The sequence below is a fragment of the Staphylococcus sp. 2S1 genome, from assembly GCF_046721335.1.
GTDB classification, from domain to species: Bacteria; Bacillota; Bacilli; order Staphylococcales; family Staphylococcaceae; genus Staphylococcus; species Staphylococcus equorum_A.
The window spans coordinates 1672099-1690582 of record NZ_JBEUUJ010000003.1 but is presented as its reverse complement, the minus strand read 5'-3'; the positions used below and the strand labels follow the sequence as shown (position 1 = coordinate 1690582).

General features: G+C 31.4%; 16 protein-coding genes, 2 tRNA genes and 5 pseudogenes. 8 read left to right on the top strand and 15 right to left on the bottom strand.

Annotated elements, in window-relative coordinates:
- Positions 1–34: 34 nt before the first annotated feature.
- Positions 35–457 (bottom strand): MarR family transcriptional regulator, encoded by a 423-nt coding sequence (locus ABLV90_RS08990; protein ID WP_002508050.1) that lies wholly within the window; start codon positions 455–457, stop codon positions 35–37.
- Positions 458–661: 204 nt separating this feature from the next.
- Here ABLV90_RS08990 and ABLV90_RS08985 point away from each other — a divergent pair, with 204 nt between their 5' ends.
- Entirely contained in the window at positions 662–1666 is a 1005-nt protein-coding gene (locus ABLV90_RS08985; RefSeq protein WP_460872517.1) for an acyltransferase family protein, read from the top strand.
- 123 nt (positions 1667–1789) lie between these two features.
- Entirely contained in the window at positions 1790–2953 is a 1164-nt protein-coding gene (locus tag ABLV90_RS08980; RefSeq protein WP_460872516.1) for an aminotransferase class I/II-fold pyridoxal phosphate-dependent enzyme, read from the top strand.
- Positions 2954–3024: 71 nt separating this feature from the next.
- Here the strand turns inward: ABLV90_RS08980 and ABLV90_RS08975 are convergent.
- From ABLV90_RS08975 to ABLV90_RS08955, 5 genes and pseudogenes are all read right to left on the bottom strand, one after another.
- Positions 3025–3478: pseudogene (locus ABLV90_RS08975) on the bottom strand (MarR family winged helix-turn-helix transcriptional regulator).
- 373 nt (positions 3479–3851) lie between these two features.
- Positions 3852–4671 (bottom strand): annotated as a pseudogene (menB, locus tag ABLV90_RS08970) (1,4-dihydroxy-2-naphthoyl-CoA synthase).
- A complete protein-coding gene (gene menH, locus ABLV90_RS08965) occupies positions 4664–5470 on the bottom strand; it encodes a 2-succinyl-6-hydroxy-2,4-cyclohexadiene-1-carboxylate synthase (RefSeq protein ID WP_069818229.1) in 807 nt (268 codons plus the stop codon). The pseudogene menB and the gene menH overlap by 8 nt, the downstream one beginning before the upstream one ends.
- A pseudogene (gene menD, locus ABLV90_RS08960) lies at positions 5457–7140 on the bottom strand (2-succinyl-5-enolpyruvyl-6-hydroxy-3-cyclohexene-1-carboxylic-acid synthase). Before menD ends, menH begins: the two are co-directional and overlap by 14 nt.
- Positions 7133–8485: an isochorismate synthase gene (locus ABLV90_RS08955; protein WP_460872515.1), complete on the bottom strand. Its 1353-nt coding sequence runs from the start codon at positions 8483–8485 to the stop codon at positions 7133–7135. The pseudogene menD and the gene ABLV90_RS08955 overlap by 8 nt, the downstream one beginning before the upstream one ends.
- Before the next feature lie 189 nt (positions 8486–8674).
- Here ABLV90_RS08955 and ABLV90_RS08950 point away from each other — a divergent pair.
- Positions 8675–9614: pseudogene (locus ABLV90_RS08950) on the top strand (1,4-dihydroxy-2-naphthoate polyprenyltransferase).
- Between the two features lie 117 nt (positions 9615–9731).
- Here ABLV90_RS08950 and ABLV90_RS08945 read toward each other — a convergent pair.
- On the bottom strand, positions 9732–10289 hold the full coding sequence (locus ABLV90_RS08945; RefSeq protein WP_427705044.1) for a GNAT family N-acetyltransferase: 558 nt from the start codon (positions 10287–10289) through the stop codon (positions 9732–9734).
- Positions 10290–10464: 175 nt separating this feature from the next.
- On the opposite strand from ABLV90_RS08945, the gene ABLV90_RS08940 reads away from it, so the two are divergent.
- Complete coding sequence (locus ABLV90_RS08940) at positions 10465–10677, top strand: TM2 domain-containing protein (protein WP_427705046.1); 213 nt, start codon at positions 10465–10467, stop codon at positions 10675–10677.
- A 715-nt stretch (positions 10678–11392) separates the two neighbouring features.
- Here the strand turns inward: ABLV90_RS08940 and ABLV90_RS08935 are convergent.
- The 4 genes from ABLV90_RS08935 to ABLV90_RS08920 all read right to left on the bottom strand — a co-directional run bounded on the left by ABLV90_RS08935 (position 11393) and on the right by ABLV90_RS08920 (position 14172).
- Positions 11393–11641 (bottom strand): GlsB/YeaQ/YmgE family stress response membrane protein, encoded by a 249-nt coding sequence (locus ABLV90_RS08935; RefSeq protein WP_069818224.1) that lies wholly within the window; start codon positions 11639–11641, stop codon positions 11393–11395.
- Positions 11642–12151: 510 nt separating this feature from the next.
- Positions 12152–12547: an arsenate reductase (thioredoxin) gene (arsC, locus tag ABLV90_RS08930; RefSeq protein ID WP_460872514.1), complete on the bottom strand. Its 396-nt coding sequence runs from the start codon at positions 12545–12547 to the stop codon at positions 12152–12154.
- 18 nt (positions 12548–12565) lie between these two features.
- A complete protein-coding gene (gene arsB, locus ABLV90_RS08925) occupies positions 12566–13858 on the bottom strand; it encodes an arsenite efflux transporter membrane subunit ArsB (RefSeq protein WP_460872513.1) in 1293 nt (430 codons plus the stop codon).
- Complete coding sequence (locus ABLV90_RS08920) at positions 13858–14172, bottom strand: ArsR/SmtB family transcription factor (RefSeq protein ID WP_427705053.1); 315 nt, start codon at positions 14170–14172, stop codon at positions 13858–13860. Before ABLV90_RS08920 ends, arsB begins: the two co-directional genes overlap by 1 nt.
- 156 nt (positions 14173–14328) lie before the next feature.
- Between ABLV90_RS08920 and ABLV90_RS08915 the strand changes: the two genes are divergently transcribed.
- The 3 genes and pseudogenes from ABLV90_RS08915 (at position 14329) to ABLV90_RS08905 (ending at position 15770) form a co-directional block, all read left to right on the top strand.
- Positions 14329–14649, top strand: a complete 321-nt coding sequence (locus tag ABLV90_RS08915) for an ArsR/SmtB family transcription factor (RefSeq protein WP_285322905.1) — start codon at positions 14329–14331, stop codon at positions 14647–14649.
- Positions 14650–14738: 89 nt separating this feature from the next.
- Positions 14739–15623: a permease gene (locus tag ABLV90_RS08910; RefSeq protein WP_427705056.1), complete on the top strand. Its 885-nt coding sequence runs from the start codon at positions 14739–14741 to the stop codon at positions 15621–15623.
- A gap of 13 nt (positions 15624–15636) precedes the next feature.
- A pseudogene (locus ABLV90_RS08905) lies at positions 15637–15770 on the top strand (alcohol dehydrogenase).
- 203 nt (positions 15771–15973) lie between these two features.
- Here ABLV90_RS08905 and ABLV90_RS08900 read toward each other — a convergent pair.
- The 3 genes from ABLV90_RS08900 to ABLV90_RS08890 form a co-directional block, all read right to left on the bottom strand.
- Positions 15974–16062 (bottom strand) — tRNA-Ser (locus tag ABLV90_RS08900).
- Between the two features lie 2 nt (positions 16063–16064).
- Positions 16065–16139 (bottom strand) — tRNA-Asn (locus ABLV90_RS08895).
- A 154-nt stretch (positions 16140–16293) separates the two neighbouring features.
- Positions 16294–16857 (bottom strand): competence protein ComK, encoded by a 564-nt coding sequence (locus tag ABLV90_RS08890; protein WP_460872512.1) that lies wholly within the window; start codon positions 16855–16857, stop codon positions 16294–16296.
- Positions 16858–17109: 252 nt separating this feature from the next.
- Here ABLV90_RS08890 and ABLV90_RS08885 point away from each other — a divergent pair, with 252 nt between their 5' ends.
- Complete coding sequence (locus ABLV90_RS08885) at positions 17110–17328, top strand: IDEAL domain-containing protein (RefSeq protein ID WP_069818212.1); 219 nt, start codon at positions 17110–17112, stop codon at positions 17326–17328.
- Positions 17329–17427: 99 nt separating this feature from the next.
- On the opposite strand, the gene ABLV90_RS08880 is transcribed toward ABLV90_RS08885, so the two are convergent.
- A complete protein-coding gene (locus tag ABLV90_RS08880) occupies positions 17428–18417 on the bottom strand; it encodes a lipoate--protein ligase (protein WP_285322898.1) in 990 nt (329 codons plus the stop codon).
- Positions 18418–18484: the final 67 nt, after the last annotated feature.

Below are 18484 nucleotides of genomic sequence, written 5' to 3'. Positions count from 1 at the left end.
GGTGCTTTCATATAAATTAATCAGCCCCAATAATCTAACGTAAATAAGCATGACGAACGTTTAATTTATATAGCAAATGGTTTAAGTCTTCTATATCTTGTGAAGTTAAATTTTGGCAGCGCGCTTCAATTAAAGCTACCCTTACCTCATTAATTTGTTGTACAAGTTCCTTTGTCTTATCCGTTACCATTAAATCTTTACATCTCAAATCTTTATTAGATTGTTTACTAGTTATGTAACCCATTTGGCAAAGTTTTTTTATCCAACGTGATACAATTGATTGTTCTTTATTAATTTTCATAGTTAAGTCATATTGAGATAAAACTTCATAATTGTATAAAATTCTTAACATTTCTAATTGCTCTGAAGTTAAATCTGTACGTTGGCCAAACCTTCTACTTACTAAGTTCAAATCGTTACTCGTCAGTGTAATTAATTGTTCTAGTTGTTTGTACATGTTGCTTCATCTCCACTATGTTAATTTACTTGTTACTACCAATCAAATGACACTATTATATTTCTTAATATTATAATGTCATTCTACATAATATACAATAATAAAATACAAATCGATCTATTTTGTTGCATTTCTCATATGATTTATAATAAATTAGTATCAGTGATTATAAAATTCACCCGGCACTTTTAAAGGAGAAAAAGCATGGCACAATTAAAAAAGAGAGATTACTTTTTTGACAATGCAAGAGCAATATTGATTTTTCTTGTTGTCTTTGGGCATTTATTACAACCTTACAATGAAGCGAGTACATATCTATCGTCGTTGTACTTAACAATATACAGCTTTCATATGCCAGCATTTTTATTTATTTCTGGTTACTTTGCAAAAAAAGCAGGAGAAGCTGGTTATTTAGAAAAAGTCTCTAAAAAACTATTAATACCTTATATTATTTTCTTTGGTTTTTTCTCTATATATTATTATTTAACTGGTAAAGAAGATAGCGTTCAATTCGATCCTTTCGATCCAGTGTTCGCACTTTGGTTTTTACTTACATTATTCTTCTTTCATGTGATTTTAGTAATTGTTAAAGACTATAAACCTTATTTTGTCTTACCAATAGCAATCATTTTTTCATTATTTGTTGGTTATTCTGACAATATTGATAATTATTTGAGTTTTTCAAGAACGATTATGTTCTTTCCGATATTTTATTTAGGTTATTTATTTACAAGTAAACATACTCAAATTTTACGAAATAAAAAGTTCGTCCCTATTGCTTTTATAATTTTAGTGACTTTCTATATAATCTATACCATTCATCCAATCAATTCAGACTGGTTGTTAGGTGATTCGCCATATATGTCATTAGAAGGGAAACAAGATCTTTACAGTCCGTTCAAAAGATTACTCCTTTATTTTATTATTTTAGCAACAATGTTTTCTTTCTTGAATTTAATACCTGAAAAAGAAAAATTCTTTACTTATATAGGACGTAGAACAATGCATATCTATTTATTACATGGTCTTGTAATCGGAGTGGTTCGTGGTTTCGGTCTTCATCCGTTTAAAGATGAAATATCTGTTTTAACTTATATTTATCTTTTAAGTGCAACATGTTTCATTGTTTATATTTTATCGACACGTTTTGTATCAAAATGGACAAACCCAGTTATTAATTTGCAGTCACCTTCTAAATTCAAAGGTTAATAAAAGCTTTTACCGAATTGTATTTATTTTAAATATGTTATGATAGAAATAATTTGATGATATCTATTAATCATACATATAAAAATACAATTCGGTATTTTTAATCTCGAGGTGAAATAATCAATGAAACTTTCTTTAAACAATAATGCTAAATATTTAAGCGCACCAAGCATACGTCAATTTTCAAGTCGTATTAAGAACATTGATAACTGTATCAATTTAACAATTGGCCAACCAGATTTTCCTATGCCAGATGTAGTTAAATCTGCATATATTAATGCGATAAATGAAGATCAAACAACCTATTCGCATAATAAAGGATTATTTGAAACAAGAAACGCTGTAAGTGAATATTTTGAGCAACGCTATCATTTTAAGTATAGTACTGAAGAAATTATTATTACTAATGGCGCTAGTGAAGCATTAGATACAGCATTACGAAGTATTATTAATCAAGGCGATGAAATTATTGTTCCTGGCCCTATTTATGCAGGATACATTCCTTTAATTAAAACACTGGGTGGCGTTCCAATTTTCATAGATACAACTCAGTCTCAGTATAAAATCACTCCTGAGGCCATAGAAGCTCATATTACGAACAATACAAAAGCAATATTACTTAACTATCCAACTAACCCTACTGGCGTCATATTATCGTATGATGAGGTTCAAGCAATCACTGAGACCTTGAAAGATAAAGAGATATTCATAATTAGTGATGAAATTTATGCTGAAAACACATTTAGTGGAAAACATACTTCTTTTGCAGAATTTGATGCTATCCGCGATCAACTTTTACTCGTAGGTGGTTTAAGTAAATCACATTCTGCAACTGGTATCCGTATTGGATTTTTAATTGGACCTGAGTACTTAATTGAAAAGTTAACATTTATGCATGCTTATAATTGTATTTGTGCAAATGTACCAGCACAAATTGCTTGTATTGTCGCTTTAAATGAAGGCTTAGAAGCACCACAATATATGAATAAAGCTTATATTGAACGTCGTGATTTTTTAATTCAAAAATTAGAGTCTCTCGGATTTGAACTTGATGCTAAGCCAGAAGGTGCTTTTTATATCTTCCCTAGCATCAAAAAATTTACTGATGACGATTTTGAATTTTGTATTAATGTACTTGAAAAAGCACATGTAGCAATGGTACCAGGTTCAGCTTTTACTGATTTAGGTAAAGGTCATGTACGTATATCCTATGCTTATGAACTTGACGCCTTAAAAGAAGGTATGAGAAGACTTGAAGAATTTCTTAAGAAATACTATCAACAATAATTTTTTATTATAGACACAAAAGCACCCGCTAAATGTTGAATTATCTTCAATGTTTAGCGGGTGCTTTATATTTATAAATCTTCATTTTTCTTAAAAACATTTTTCTCAGCAAACGCTTTTAAAATTTGATAATAAGTAACTGACTCTTCACCTTCCATATCAAATTGTTGAATAACATCTTCGGAGATTTTGCTGAATTCTTCTTTAAGTTTCAAACCTTTTTCTGTTAATCTCACTTTAACTCTACGTTCATCTTCTTCTGTTCTGATTCGATTAATTAGGTCTTTTTTTTCTAAACGTTTAATTATAGGGCTTATAGTACCGAGAATCTAAATAGAGTTCATCACATAACGTTTTAATATAAACATTTTTATCGTTTTCAATATAAAGTAATACAATATAGTTAGGAAAGCTTATATCATACTGTTTTAAGTAGCGATTAAAACGATTTACAACTTCTTTACTCGTAATATAAAATAAGTAGCACATTTCTTTTCGTATTTGGTCGTTAGCGTCTGATGCCATTGTTCTCCCTCATTTCTTTTCATTATAATATTAATATATTTTTAAATTATAGTCAAATATATTATAACTATTAAAAGAGTTTTTTAAACAACGTATTTCTAACTATAAATTGATACACTATCTTATTTTTATATAAAAATAAAATCTATGTAATGATTCCAGTTATTCATCTTTTTTATTCTTTTACTATGGGCAAAATCACTGAATAAAGTCACAATAATGGATCGAAATCATATCTTAGATAATTCCGTATAAAGATACATAGTAAAGTCGAAGTTGTACTTGCGCAAAAGCGCAAAAAAATGTCGACAAAGTCTGATACTTTGTCGACAGTATATGTTAACCTCTCAATAACGGTTAATATAATAATTCCTTACGGGAATTTAGGGAATTGATCAAAATCAGGATCACGTTTTTCTTTAAACGCATCTCTACCTTCTTTTGCTTCATCCGTTGTATAGTAAAGTAATGTTGCATCTCCGGCCATTTGTTGAAGTCCAGCTAAGCCATCTGTATCTGCGTTCATAGCAGCTTTTAAGAATCTTAAAGCAGTTGGTGAATGTTTCTTAATATCTTCACACCATCTAACAGTTTCATCTTCTACTTCGTCTAGAGGTACTACTGTATTAACTAATCCCATATCTAATGCTTCTTGTGCATTATATTGGCGACATAAATACCAAATTTCACGTGCTTTTTTATGTCCTACGATACGAGCTAAATAACCAGAACCGTAACCAAGCATCAAATGATCCTACTTTTGGTCCAGTTTGACCAAAGATGGCATTATCTGCAGCAATTGTTAAATCACATACAACGTTTAATACATTGCCGCCACCTACTGCATAACCTCTTACCATTGCGATAACTGGTTTTGGAATTACACGAATAAGTCTTTGTAAATCTAATACGTTTAAACGAGGAACTTGATCTTCACCTACATAGCCACCGTGGCCACGTACTGACTGGTCTCCACCAGAACAAAATGCTTTATCTCCCTCACCTGTTAAAATAATAACAGCAACACGTTGATCATCACGTGCTTTAGTAAATGCGTCCATCATTTCTTGTACCGTGTTTGGTGTAAAAGCATTACGCACTTCAGGACGATTAATTGTTACTTTAGCGATTCCATCGTAATATTCATACTTAATCTCTTTATATTCTTTAATTGTTTCCCACTGTCTAGTCATTTTGCTCCTCCTTTTGAATAAAACCTAATACTATTCTATCAAATTCTGCCATTTCTTCCACATGAACAGTATGTCCACTCTGTGCTATTTCAAAAAGTTCAGTTTTCGGTATAATTGAAACTATTTTTTGAGCAATTTCACAAAATTTACCATCTAAAGTTCCAACAATAATACATGTCGGGATTTGTATTTGATTCAATTCCGACCATAAATTAGGCATGTTGCCAGTACCGTAATCTCTCAAAGCTTTTGCTAATCTTGATGCGTCTTGGCGCATTCTCATGTTACGAATACTTAATTTAGTAATCTTATCTAAGTCATGTTGTGTATAAAATAGTGGCAGTTTTTCCCAATCATTAACAAAAACTTCTAATCCTGCAATTTCTAATACTTGGGCACGTGCATAATCAACTTGTTGTCTTTCTATCTGTGCTGTTTGATCTTCAATGCCTGGAGATGTACTTTCCAAAACAAGACCTGTCAATTTAGTGTTGCCATGAATTGCATGATACAACGCTATTCTACCACCCATTGAATAGCCATGTAAAAATAATTGATATGCACTAAACACTTCTAGCGTTTCATCTAACTGTTGGCTAATAAAAGGAAAGTCCCATTCTTGATTAAATGGAGATTCATCTACACCATGTCCAGGCAAGTCAATTGTTACGATATTTACGCTTTCTTTCAACATTTGAATATGATTATCAAATGCGTGCTGATCACTAATAAATCCGTGTAGCATCACTATTAATTGATTGGTTGATTGATTCGCTCGATGAAATTTATAATGTAACATTGATAATATCACTCAACTTTTTATAGAGTTTAAGATGTTGTTGTAGGTTATCTTCTCTATGCGTCATAATTTCATAAATATGTGCGCCAAATTTGGATAACTCAGTGTATTTAAATGCTTCAATAGATTCAAATCGTTTAAATGTAAAGTCGTAAAGTAGCGCAGTATGTTCAAAATCCAATCCTGTTGGTGTGCCAAATAATCTTTCGAAATATGCATCAGCTGTATCTTTCTGTGGTAAATATGAAAAGATTCCCCCACCATCATTATTTAATAACACTATATTCAAGTTGATATCATTTAATTTAGACATGAGTAAGCCATTCATATCATGATAAAAGGCTAAATCACCAATCAACAATGTCACTTTCTTGTGCACCGCCATGCCTAATGCTGTTGAAGTAACACCATCGATACCGTTAGCTCCACGATTTGAATAAATCTCTGCTTCACAGTCAGTAAACAAATTATCTACATCACGAATTGGCATACTATTACTCACAAATAATGCATCAGCTGTTGTTAGTTTGTCTAGTACATTTGCTACGTAAGCCGCTTCATCTGTCGCAGTTCTCACATAATCTTTAATTTCAACTTTGGCATGTTTCTCTAATGATTGCCATTTTTCTAACCATTGCTTCCGTTCAACTGTCGTCGTCTCAGATAATTGTCTAAAGAAATCATTTGCAGACATCTCGTAAGAAACATGAGGTGTTATTGGAAATGCATCTGGTCTATCGTTATTCTGCACTAAAATTTGAAATGCCTTCGTCTCTTTTAACCATTGGTTTATTTTTTTGGAAATAACTGGTTTACCTACTCGAATTATAAAATCAACATCCACTTCCAACCCTGCTCTAAATAAAAGATCATAGGTTGTTATTACATTAGGATGATGCTCACGACGTAATTGACTTAGTGGGTCAGCAAGTATAGGCATATCATGTATTGTCGCAAATGTGAGTATTTGATCTACATCTTGATGCTTGCATATCGCCAACGATAATAAGACCTTTGCGTTTTTTAACAATTACATTTATTTCATTGAGACTCGTCGTTTTTTGGTAATGTGGCATAATCTTCGTATCTGAAGTTAACCATTCAACTTTTTCTAAATCAGGTGTCAGTGGCTCTCTAAATGGTAAATTCAGATGAATTGGACCTCGATGCGGGCCATATAAATACTGACTCGCTTTTTGTAATTGGAATTTAACTGTATTCGTCATAAAGTCTTGGTCATCATTACTATCAGCAATTGGGAAATCAAATTGATATTGTGTATAATTTGCAAACATATTTGTTTGATCTATTGCTTGTGGTGCCCCAATACCTCTGAGTTCATGTGGACGATCACTTGTTAGTACCACAAGTGGTAAATGACTCAAGCTACTTTCAGAAATGGCTGGTGTATAATTCGCAGCAGCGCTACCAGATGTACAAAGAATCGCAACTGGTCGCTCACTGCCTTTCATTAATCCCATCGCAAAGAAAGCGGCACTACGTTCATCTGGATGAATCCAAGATTTCATTTTAGGGTGTGCTTCAATTGCAATTGCCATTGGTGTTGAACGAGATCCTGGACTTATCACTATTTCTCTTATTCCGTATGCATATAGTTCTGAAACAAAAGTAAATACCTGTTTTGTTAATGCAGTTGTATGGTTATTCATATTTCTCGACTCCTAATGCTTTCATCATTGGGCTAAATTTAACAGCAGTCTCTTCTACTTCACTATCCGCATCAGAATCACTTACAATTCCACAACCGACAAATAATGTTGCTTGATTTTTCTTAATCAACATAGATCTAATTGCAACGATAAATTCACAATTATCATACATGTCAATATAGCCAACTGGCGCGCCATAAAGCCCACGTGTTCCAAACTCATTTTGTTCAATATATTCAATTGCTTCCTCTTTTGGGTAACCTCCAAGTGCCGGCGTCGGGTGAAGATTATCTAATAAACCAATGTAAGATTCACTAATCAATTGTCCTTTAATTTTCGTATACAAATGATACAAATGATCATTTGTTAAAATTTGTGGCTTTTCATTGTAAGTAATATCTTCTACATACAATTCAATGTCATTCAATATGCTATCTACTACAAAGCGATGTTCATTTAAGTTTTTTTCATCATTTAAAAATGCATTTATATTTTCATTATCCACATCATCTTGATGTGTACGTTTAATCGTACCTGCAACTGCTTTTGTAGATAATATTTCATCATTAATTTCCATTAATTGTTCAGGTGTTTGTGAAAAGAATACACTGTCTTGTGATTCTAATACAAATAAGTAACTATTATGTTCACCTTGTGTTGCTTGGTTTAAGATATAAGGGATGTTTATATTTTTATCAAACATAATCAATCGTTTTCTTGCAAGCACAATTTTTTTGTTTTCATCTAATATATCTATTGTATCTTTAACTAAATCACGCCACTCATCTTTATAAATATCCTCAATGCGTTTAATTTCACCTTTTTCAAAATTTGGGCTAACATTCTCTTGAGTTAACTTATCTATAATCGTTAAAAATGAGTCAATTTCAAATTGATCTGCTTCTACAGTATAGGTAATATACGTGTTTCCTTCTTCCATAGTTACCAATACTTCAGGTAATATAAAATGATTAATACCAAATTCACGCCACTCATCTCCAGATTTATGTGTTGAAAATTGGAATCCGCCACAAATTTTTAAATGATGTCGTTCTGAATTTGGATGAATTAAATCAATATCACTTTTATATTTTTCCCATTCTCGGAAAATAGATTGTTTACTTTCAAAGTCATTTTTAAATCTTTTAATAGCATGATAGCCAAAGAATGAAGTTTTGTTGTCATTTTTTTTAAAATAAAAACGGTCTCCTGCACTGTCTTCCGTAACATGGAATAATACAGTAGGATCTAATTCATAATTTAATTTTGCTTCTACAGAAACCCAAGTATGATTACTTTCGTATACCGCTTCGACAATTTCACTTTCCTTGACGTCCAAAGTCATCTATTTCACTTCTTTCATTTATCAGTTTGCACTCATTATAATATTGTACCACTTTTCACAATATGTGTATGGTATCTAGCCTATTTCATTTATATAATTTTCACGTTATTTGACCTTTACAAGTTCTTCCATTAAAATAAATTTGATAAAAAATATTTTAATATAAAAGAATTCGAGGTATAAAATTTTATGGCATCTCAATATCAACAATATTCTACTGTCAGAAAATACTGGCACTTAATGAGACCACATACTTTAACCGTCGCTGTGGTACCAGTACTTGTTGGTACTGCTACTGCAAAAATATTCCTACTCGGTAGTGAAGATCATCTAAGTCTTGCTTTGCTTTTAGCCATGTTAATCGCTTGTTTATTAATTCAAGCCGCAACAAACATGTTTAATGAATACTATGATTTCAAAAAAGGATTAGATGACCACACTTCTGTAGGAATAGGTGGTGCAATCGTTCGAAATGGCATGAGTCCTAAGTTAGTCATGAATATAGCCATTGCATTTTATGTCATTGTCGCTTTACTAGGTCTATTTATAGCCATCAACAGTTCGTTCTGGCTCATACCAATTGGACTCGTGTGTATGGCAATCGGCTATTTATATACGGGTGGGCCGTTCCCAATTTCTTGGACTCCTTTTGGTGAAGTATTCTCTGGAATTTTCATGGGTATGATTATTATTTTAATTGCATTCTTCATTCAAACAGGTAATTTACAAAGTCTAGCTGTTTGGATCAGTCTTCCAATTGTTATAACAATCGGTTTAATCAATATGGCTAATAATATTCGTGACCGTGTTAAAGATAAAGAAAGTGGTCGTAAGACATTACCTATTTTATTAGGTAAAAATAACTCTATACGCTTCTTAGCATTAATGTACATTGTCGCGTATGCATTAGTTATCTATATTACGTTCTTCCAACCTGGTGGTTCAATTTTCTTTTTACTTGCTTTACTGTCATTCCCGCTACCTATCAAGGCTGTACGTAGATTCAAAAAGAATGACACGCCGGCAACTATGATGCCGAGCAATGGTCGCAACAGGAAAAACGAACACATTCTTCGGTCTACTGTATGCACTTGGTATTTATATTAGTGCTCTGCTCGGTGGTATTTAATATATTTCTCAACAAACAACTTTAACCAAGCAATCAAATAAAGTAAGTATTACTTTTTCGATCTTCATACTCATGAAGATCGATTTTTTTACTTTTTAAACGAATAAAAATAAAAGCTCAGGCTTTTACATGAACCATGTGATAATGCATATGACCATATAAATCAAATTCACTTGTAGGTTGGAACCCTAATTTTTTATAAACATGTAACGCTCCATCATTGAGTAAATCACAATTTAAGCTCCATTTTTCTTCTGGATACGTCTCTAATACATGTTTAATTAATTTAGTAGCGACACCTTGCCCTCTGAATTCTGGAAAGGTAGCAACAGTTTCTATATACCATTCATCATCATTAGCTTCTTTCATTGGCATCGGCGTTCCATAAACTCTAATATCTTCATCTAATTCCATATCTAACCAAGCCTTTTCAAGCTCTAACTCTTTATCACCAGGGTATGCAATTAAGCAACCTGCAATTTCACCATCGATTTCGTATATCCAAGTGTTACTATAATGGCCTCTATATTGTACATCCACCATACTTTGTTCCATAATTTTTAGTAATCTCTCTTTTTCAGTATATTCCACTAAGTCAATGTCTAATTGACTCCAAATGATATAACATAATTTTGCAATTTCATGCTTATCGTTAGGTTTAGCTTTTCTAATCATTTGTATGCTCCTTATTATGTTTATTTAACTATATTATATATGAATTAAATAAAAAGTTCGAAACAATAATTGGCTTTTTACGAGAATTCGTTTTTCATTAATTGTTTTCGATTGTTGAATCGCTTAATATAAGAGATAATTAAGATAATAATTTTAAAATGAAAGGACTAGACATATGAAAGTAAATAAAGTCATTTACGTTATACTTGCATTTATACTCGGTTGGTGTGGCATTCATAAATTTTACTCAAATCAACTTTTACAAGGTATTGTACATTTAGTGTTCTTTTGGACAGGCATTCCATACGTTATCGCTATCATTAGTGGTATCATTACGATTTTCTTTAACAAAGCAGATGAAGACGGTCTTATTTCTTTTGGAAAATAAGCATTATTTTATTAAAAGTTAAAAATTTTTCTATTTTCTCCAATATTCCATCGAAAATTGGGTAAAGAAACTATACAGCAAATTAAGGAAATTTGAATTGTAACTTAGGAGGATTAATAATGAAAAATATTATATCACGTGTTTTCAGATCTGTAGTAGTAGGCTTTATTATAAAAGGAATCAAAAACTTAATAAGTAAAAAATAGATTTCACATACATTGAAGTTTACGAGAAAATAAAAAAAGCTAATCGTTTCTAAAATAGAAAACGGTTAGCTTTTTTATTTGTACAAAGACGTATCAATATTATCAAAATTTAAAAAACACCCACCAAATGGTGAGTAACAGAGTGTCGACAAAATCTATGACTTTGTTGGCAGTTTTTTGTGCACGCTTTCCGCGGGCACTGTCTCAGCCTGTAGTCTTCGACTAGTGCTTTCCCGCAGGAGTCGGCCCAAATCACTACTGTTTTTAAAACAAAAACAATATCATCAATTACAATTATTCATTGACTGCATTCATATAAAAGCAAAAACACAAAATAAATATATAATTGAAGTAGAAAAAATATTTATTCCATTTCATGTAAGAATTAAACAATGAAATGAATGAACAAATATCCCCTCAAGGAATAGTATCTATTAAAAAAACCAAATGCTTTATAGCAAATGGTTTGTCTAAGTACTAACACCCACCAAATGGTGAGTGGTTATATACTATTTTCTAATTGCTTTCATAATAAGTGAAACAATTAGGATTAATACGATTGCCCCGATTAATGCTGGTAAGATTGGAACGCCACCTAAAACTGGACCCCAAGTGCCTAATAATCTACTACCTATAGCTGAACCGATTAAACCTGCAATAATATTACCAATAATTCCACCTGGAATATCTTTACCTAAAATTGCGCCGGCTAACCAACCGATTAAACCGCCTACTATAATCATAATAATAAAGCCCATATATATCTCTCCTATTTTCTTAATTTACCACATTGCATAGCTTACCACTTTTTTTGTTTGTATACAACATCGCAAACAATATTTATTGTAAAAACAAAAGAATTTTGCAACACTTTCCATAAATGACCTATCTTCAAATCTGCTATAGAGGCGTTTTATAATATTTTTATGTTTTTTTACAACATCAAGTATATTAATCATGCAATATCTTGAGTTAAAATCAAAAACTTATTGCCTCGTATTATTGGTAAAGATCTAAGCATATCTAATTTTTATAATCTTATTGCTTATAATATACTTTTTCCCTAGTTAGTTCTTAAAAAACATTACTATTATTTAAAACTTAAATTCCTATCTACTGTAATTATTAATACATCGCTATTTTGACATAAAAAAACTTCAAAGTTTTCACTTTTAGTGTCTACTTTGAAGGTTTTTATTATTTTTCTGATTTATTTCATACTCATTTTTAAGTTTTTCATTTAAAAATAACAAAATAAATTTAAATGCTTATAGTTCATTAAATCGTTTAATTGTATCGCCTATTTCATCTCTTACACGTTGAAATTCTGACCATGCTTTACCTGTTGGATCATCAAAGCCCCAATGTTCTTTTTTTACATTAGGTGGGATAACTGGACAATTATCATCAGCATCACTACAAAGTGTAACAACGAGGTCCGACTGTTTTAAAATATTACTATCAATCATATCGGATGTATGATTTGAAATATCAATGTTTACTTCTTTCATCGCTTCTATCGCCTTGGGGTTTACGCCATGCGTTTCGATACCTGCTGAGTAAACATTCCATTCTTCGCCGAGTATTTCTCTTCCCCAGCCTTCAGCCATTTGACTACGACAAGAATTACCAGTACATATAAAGTAAATTGTTTTTTTATTCATCTATTACTACCTCTCTTTTTAGAAAATAATTAGTGTTAAATATAAACCTAATAGGGTTACAAATAAAACAGGGATTGTGATAATAATTCCTGTTTTGAAATATACACCCCAAGATATTTTCACTCCTTTTTGAGTTAACACGTGTAACCAAAGAAGTGTGGCTAAAGAGCCGATTGGTGTTATTTTAGGTCCTAAATCAGATCCAATAATGTTGGCATAAATCATGCCTTCTTTTAATAATCCTGTGGCACTCGATTGACCAATTGCTATTGCATCTATTAATACAGTTGGCATGTTGTTCATAATGGATGAAAGAAATGCGACTATAAAGCCCATGCCCATGATACTACTAAACAAACCGTAACTTGAAACATTTGTTAGTACATCTCCAAGTAAAGTCGTAATGCCGACATTCTTCAAACCAAAAACGACGAGATACATACCAATGGAGAATAAAACAATATTCCATGGCGCACCTTTAATTACTTGTTTCGTATGTACCGCTTTAGATTTACGCGCTAATAATACAAATATTAAAGCAATGATACCAGCTATAATAGATACTGGAATATTTATAAACTCGCTTATTAAATAACCAACGAGTAAGAAAGCAAGTACGATCCACGAGATGTTAAAAAGTTTTTTATCTTTAATCGCTTCTCTTGGTTCTCTGATATTTACTTCGTTAAATTTGCCAGGAATAGATTTTCTAAAATACAACCATAAAACAAGAATGCTTGCAATTAACGAGAATAAATTAGGTATGATCATTTTACTGAAATATTCAATAAAACCTATATCGAAATAATCCGCAGAAACTATATTAACTAAATTACTAACAATAAGTGGTAATGAGGTTGTATCTGCAATAAAACCACTAGCAATGATAAATGGAAATATTGCTTTTTTATCAAAGCCTAAATTACGTACCATTGCTAATACAATAGGTGTAAGTATTAAAGCCGCACCATCATTTGCGAAGAAGGTCGCTACAACTGAACCCAAGAGCATGATAAAGATAAACATCTTCAAGCCATTACCCTTTGATGCTCTAACCATATGTATAGCAGACCACTCAAAGAACCCAATTTCATCTAATATGAGTGAAATTAGAATAACAGCAACAAACGTTAAGGTCGCATTCCAAACGATTCCAGTAACTTCCAGTACATCTGAAAAGCTCACAACGCCGGTGATTATAGCAACTACAGCACCTATTAATGCAGTAATACCAATATCTAAACCTTTAGGCTGCCAAATAACAAAAATTAACGTTAATACAAAGATTGTGATTGCTAATATCGTCATCATTAACACTCACCTGACTTCATATCTTTACAAACACATAATTCATTTGTAGTATTTATTAGATTTAAACTTTGATTAATTTGTTCAAATACATCGTGGTTAAGCTGATACATGCGCTTATTCCCCTTTTTTCGTGTAGTAATTAACTCACACTCTACTAACGATTTCATATGATGACTTAACGTTGGCTGAGAAAATTGAAAATGTTCCAATACATCACATGCACATAACTCACCACAAGAAAGTAAATCCAAAATTTCTAACCTACTAGGGTCAGATAAAACTTTTAATACGATCGATATTTCTTTATATGACACGTTTATCTCCCCTCTCACAAGTACATAGAATATCATCTATATAGATGATTGTCTATATGATATTAATAATGTTATAAATTGAAATTTGAAATAATCGTCATGATATATTATAATTAATACATCAAAAAAAATTGATTAATTAGAAAGGTGTAACTTATGAACATTATAAAAAATACGAATCATTTAAATGAAGATGACAAATTAACCTATTATGAAAATATGTTCAACGCACTCGCTGACAAAAACCGCTTAAAAATACTTAATCAAATTAGTCAGAGCCCTAATAAATCACTATGTGTATGTGACTTAGAAGCGCTATTAGATTTAAAACAATCTAAACTTTCTTATCATTTAAAAAAATTAGTCGATGCACAGATTTTAATTCTTGAAAAGCACGGTACATGGAACTACTACAAAATCAACGAAGCACAAATCCAAGTCGTATTAACTGAAGATACTTGCTGTAACATATTGTAGTTTTCACCTTATTTCACATTGTATTAATCAACTTTTTTTGATTAATACATCAATAAAAGTTGATTAATATATTTAGAGGAGCTTCACTAATGACAGAGTTAATCTTTGAATTCATCAAAACATTTTTAATGTTATTTTTTGAATTGTTATCACTATTTATAATTGTAAGTTTTATCGTAAGTTTAATTCAACAACTCGTTTCGGAAGATAAAATACGAAGACTGTTGAGCAAACCTAACAAAGCAACAAACTATGTATTGGGTATGGCTTTTGGAGCTATTACACCGTTTTGTTCTTGTTCCACTATTCCTATTCTTGCCGGATTATTAAACTCAAAAGTTCCATTTGGTCCGGCTATGAGTTTCTTAATCGCTTCCCCACTCATGAATCCACTCATGATATTTATGCTTTGGCTTCTATTAGGTTGGAAAGTTGCTGTTGTTTATTTTATTGTCTTAGCATTTTTCAGTATTTTAACAGGTCTTGTATTTTCAAAAATGAATCTGGCAGAGAGTTATAAAGGCGTTACTGTTAAAGGCGATGGTTTCTTCTCAAATAAATCGGGATCTCGTGTTAAGCAAGCGTTAAATGATGCTTGGGCTTTCCTATATCCAATGTTGCCTTATTTAATTATTGGTGTATTTATAGGAGCATTTATTTATGGATTTATTCCTGAAGCATTTATAACTCAATATGCAAGTGGCGATGGTATTATCTCAGTTGTTATTGCTTCTGTTATTGGTATTCCAATGTATATCAGACCAGAAACAATGCTGCCTATAGCTGAAGCATTAGTATCTAAAGGCATGTCATTAGGTACGGTGGTGGCGTTAATTATAGGTGGTGCAGGCGCAAGTATTCCTGAAGTCATATTGTTATCCAAATTATTTAAAAAGAAATTTGTAATATCTTTTATTATAGCAATTTTAGGCGTAGCAATTGCTACTGGTCTAATTGTTAACTTAATTATTTAAGGAGGTGTAGTAATTGGGTATCAAAGATGCATTAAAAAAATTAAAACCACAAGAACAATCATGTTGTTCAGTAGAAATTGAAGAACATACGGATAAAAAAGAAGAAAATAACGAAAAAAAGAAGAAGACAATAAAAATTGTTGCTAGTTTTCTCAAGTTTTAAAAATTAAAAAAACGTACACCCAAGGAATCTTCCATAAAATCAGAAGATTCCTTGGGTTACATATATCTATTACTCACTTTAATATTATTAAATAATAATTTATGGATTTACAAATTTTAAAGTTTCAAAACAAAAAATACCGAAATCCTGTTAAGGACTTCGGTATTAAAAATCTTGTTTTTATTAACGGAAACGGAGAGATTCGAACTCTCGCGCCGCTTGCGCGACCTACACCCTTAGCGGGGGCGCCTCTTCAGCCAACTTGAGTACGTTTCCAATGGCTCCACAGGTAGGACTCGAACCTACGACCGATCGGTTAACAGCCGATAGCTCTACCACTGAGCTACTGTGGAATAATTGATATCTCAATCAAGCACAAATACTATTATATCAACTACAGAGAAATTTTCAAGTACCTTTAGCAAAAAAATATGCGGAATATTTACACTAAATTAATATAATATTCCACATATGACATTTTTACATTTATATTTCAGAAATGTTTTGCTATTTATTTTCAAATAGAGAATATTTTGCTAATGCTTCATAAATATTTAATTGTGGTTTCGTATAGTCTATAGGAGATTCAGGATCAAAAGTAGCCACCGTAGTCGCTCTATCCATCATATAGTAATAATATATGCCATTTAAGTATTGATGATGCATACTGTGCGCTGAAATATTAACAACTATAGTTTGGTTATCGACAAATGTGACTTTACATTTTTTATCTTTTAAAGCTCTTATCGTTTGTACATAATGAATATTAATCCAAGTGTTTTCTTCTTTTCGGTCTGAATGTGTAGGAAAAAAGTAAGTAGGAAATAATGGAGTGAATAAAATTGGGGGTTTACTATTAATGCCAGTAATTCTCATTGTGTCTTCTTTTTTAAATACATAACTACTACCATAAAATCTACATGAACGATCTATAATTTTATGTGTCCGTTCCTTTACGATATCACGCTCCTCTTTGTACTTTAATACACAAGTACCTTCATTTAGTCCTATAGATAAATTACATGGTTGAAGAACCATATCACCTTTTTTAATAATGTATTGTTGAATCATAGCTGACGCCTCCTTAAAACTTATGGTGATACTCAAATAATATAACACAAAGATTTTAAAATCAACTTATATAATAAAATATTTTATAAGTTTCCTACAATTGATTTTCAGTTATTATACTTTTGCATTTTCTTATTTTTTGAAAAGTTGCAAATTACACTTATATTTTCGGAAAAGTCTGACTATTTATTGATTTCAAAAATAAAAGGCTGTATACTATATGTAAATATAGATAGAGGGGCTGTGTTGAAAATGAAAAACAATACAAATGTTAAATACAATTCATTAGAATCTTTTGTATCAACGATTAATGATTTAGGTATTGAGTTAATCATTGATGAGTCGTTAAGAAATGTCCGTAAACAGCAGTTAGAACACCTCATTGACCACGCACTTAAGAATAAAAACGAGCAGGATTTCAAACGATATACTGAAGAATACAGAAACCTGGAGGAATTTCTCGTTGGATAATTTAATAGATTGTTATTTAAAATAAGGTCTATTCCCTACTTACACCAATAAGTTAGAGAATAGACCTTTTTGAGTTTTATGCTTATTAATAACACTTACTTATGACATTAATCTAATGAGTTCATGGCGGTCGATATCGCCAAAATAATGATAAATATCGTAGTTTGAAAATGCTTCTTCAATACTATCAAATTCGTGTAACGTACCTTCTAATGCTTTTTCAAGTTCTGTAATATCACCTTCACCAAAGAAATCTCCAAAAATTCTTGCATGCTCAATACGACCTTGTTTAACATCTAATTTAATTTGAACGAAGCCTTTTTCAAACTTCTCTTCTCTTTCAAAGTTATATTTTGGATTTCTACCATAATTCCAATCCCAAGTACGATATTTCTCGTTACTCAATTTTTCAATATTTTTCCAATCTTCATCTGTGAGTTGATACGTTTCGACTTGATTTGCTTCTCCAAAAATAGTTTTTAAGATAATTTCTTTAAAGTCATCAATATCAATAGGTTCTTCAAGAAATTCTGAAATATTTGCGACTCTACTACGTACAGATTTAATTCCTTTAGATTTAATTTTTGCAGGATTTACTTTTAATGCATTCTGAACTTCGCTCAATTCACTATTTAACATTAATGTCCCATGGCTAAACATACGCTCTTTCACTTTTACCATAGCATTACCTGAAATTTTAGCTTTACCTACTTGAATATCATTTCTACCAGTCATTTCAGCATCAACACCCAACGATTTTAATGCTTCAACAATTGGTTCAGTGAATTTTTTGAAATTATGGAAACTGTTACCATCATCATCTGTTATGAAACTGAAGTTTAAATTACCTTCATCATGGTAAACAGCACCCCCACCTGAGATACGTCTCACAACATCAATATTATGTGCATCAATATATGGTTTGTTAACTTCTTCAATCGTATTTTGGTTTTTACCAATTATAATAGACGGTCTATTCACATAAAATAGAAAATAGCTGTCGTCTTTCGGCATATTTTTTAAAACATATTCTTCCATTGCTAAATTTAATGTTGGATCTGTAATATCATTATTATTAATAAACTTCATCTATTGCACTCCTTTTCCCTATAAATATACCCTTATCTTATTTATGCTATATTTCCTCTAAAAATGC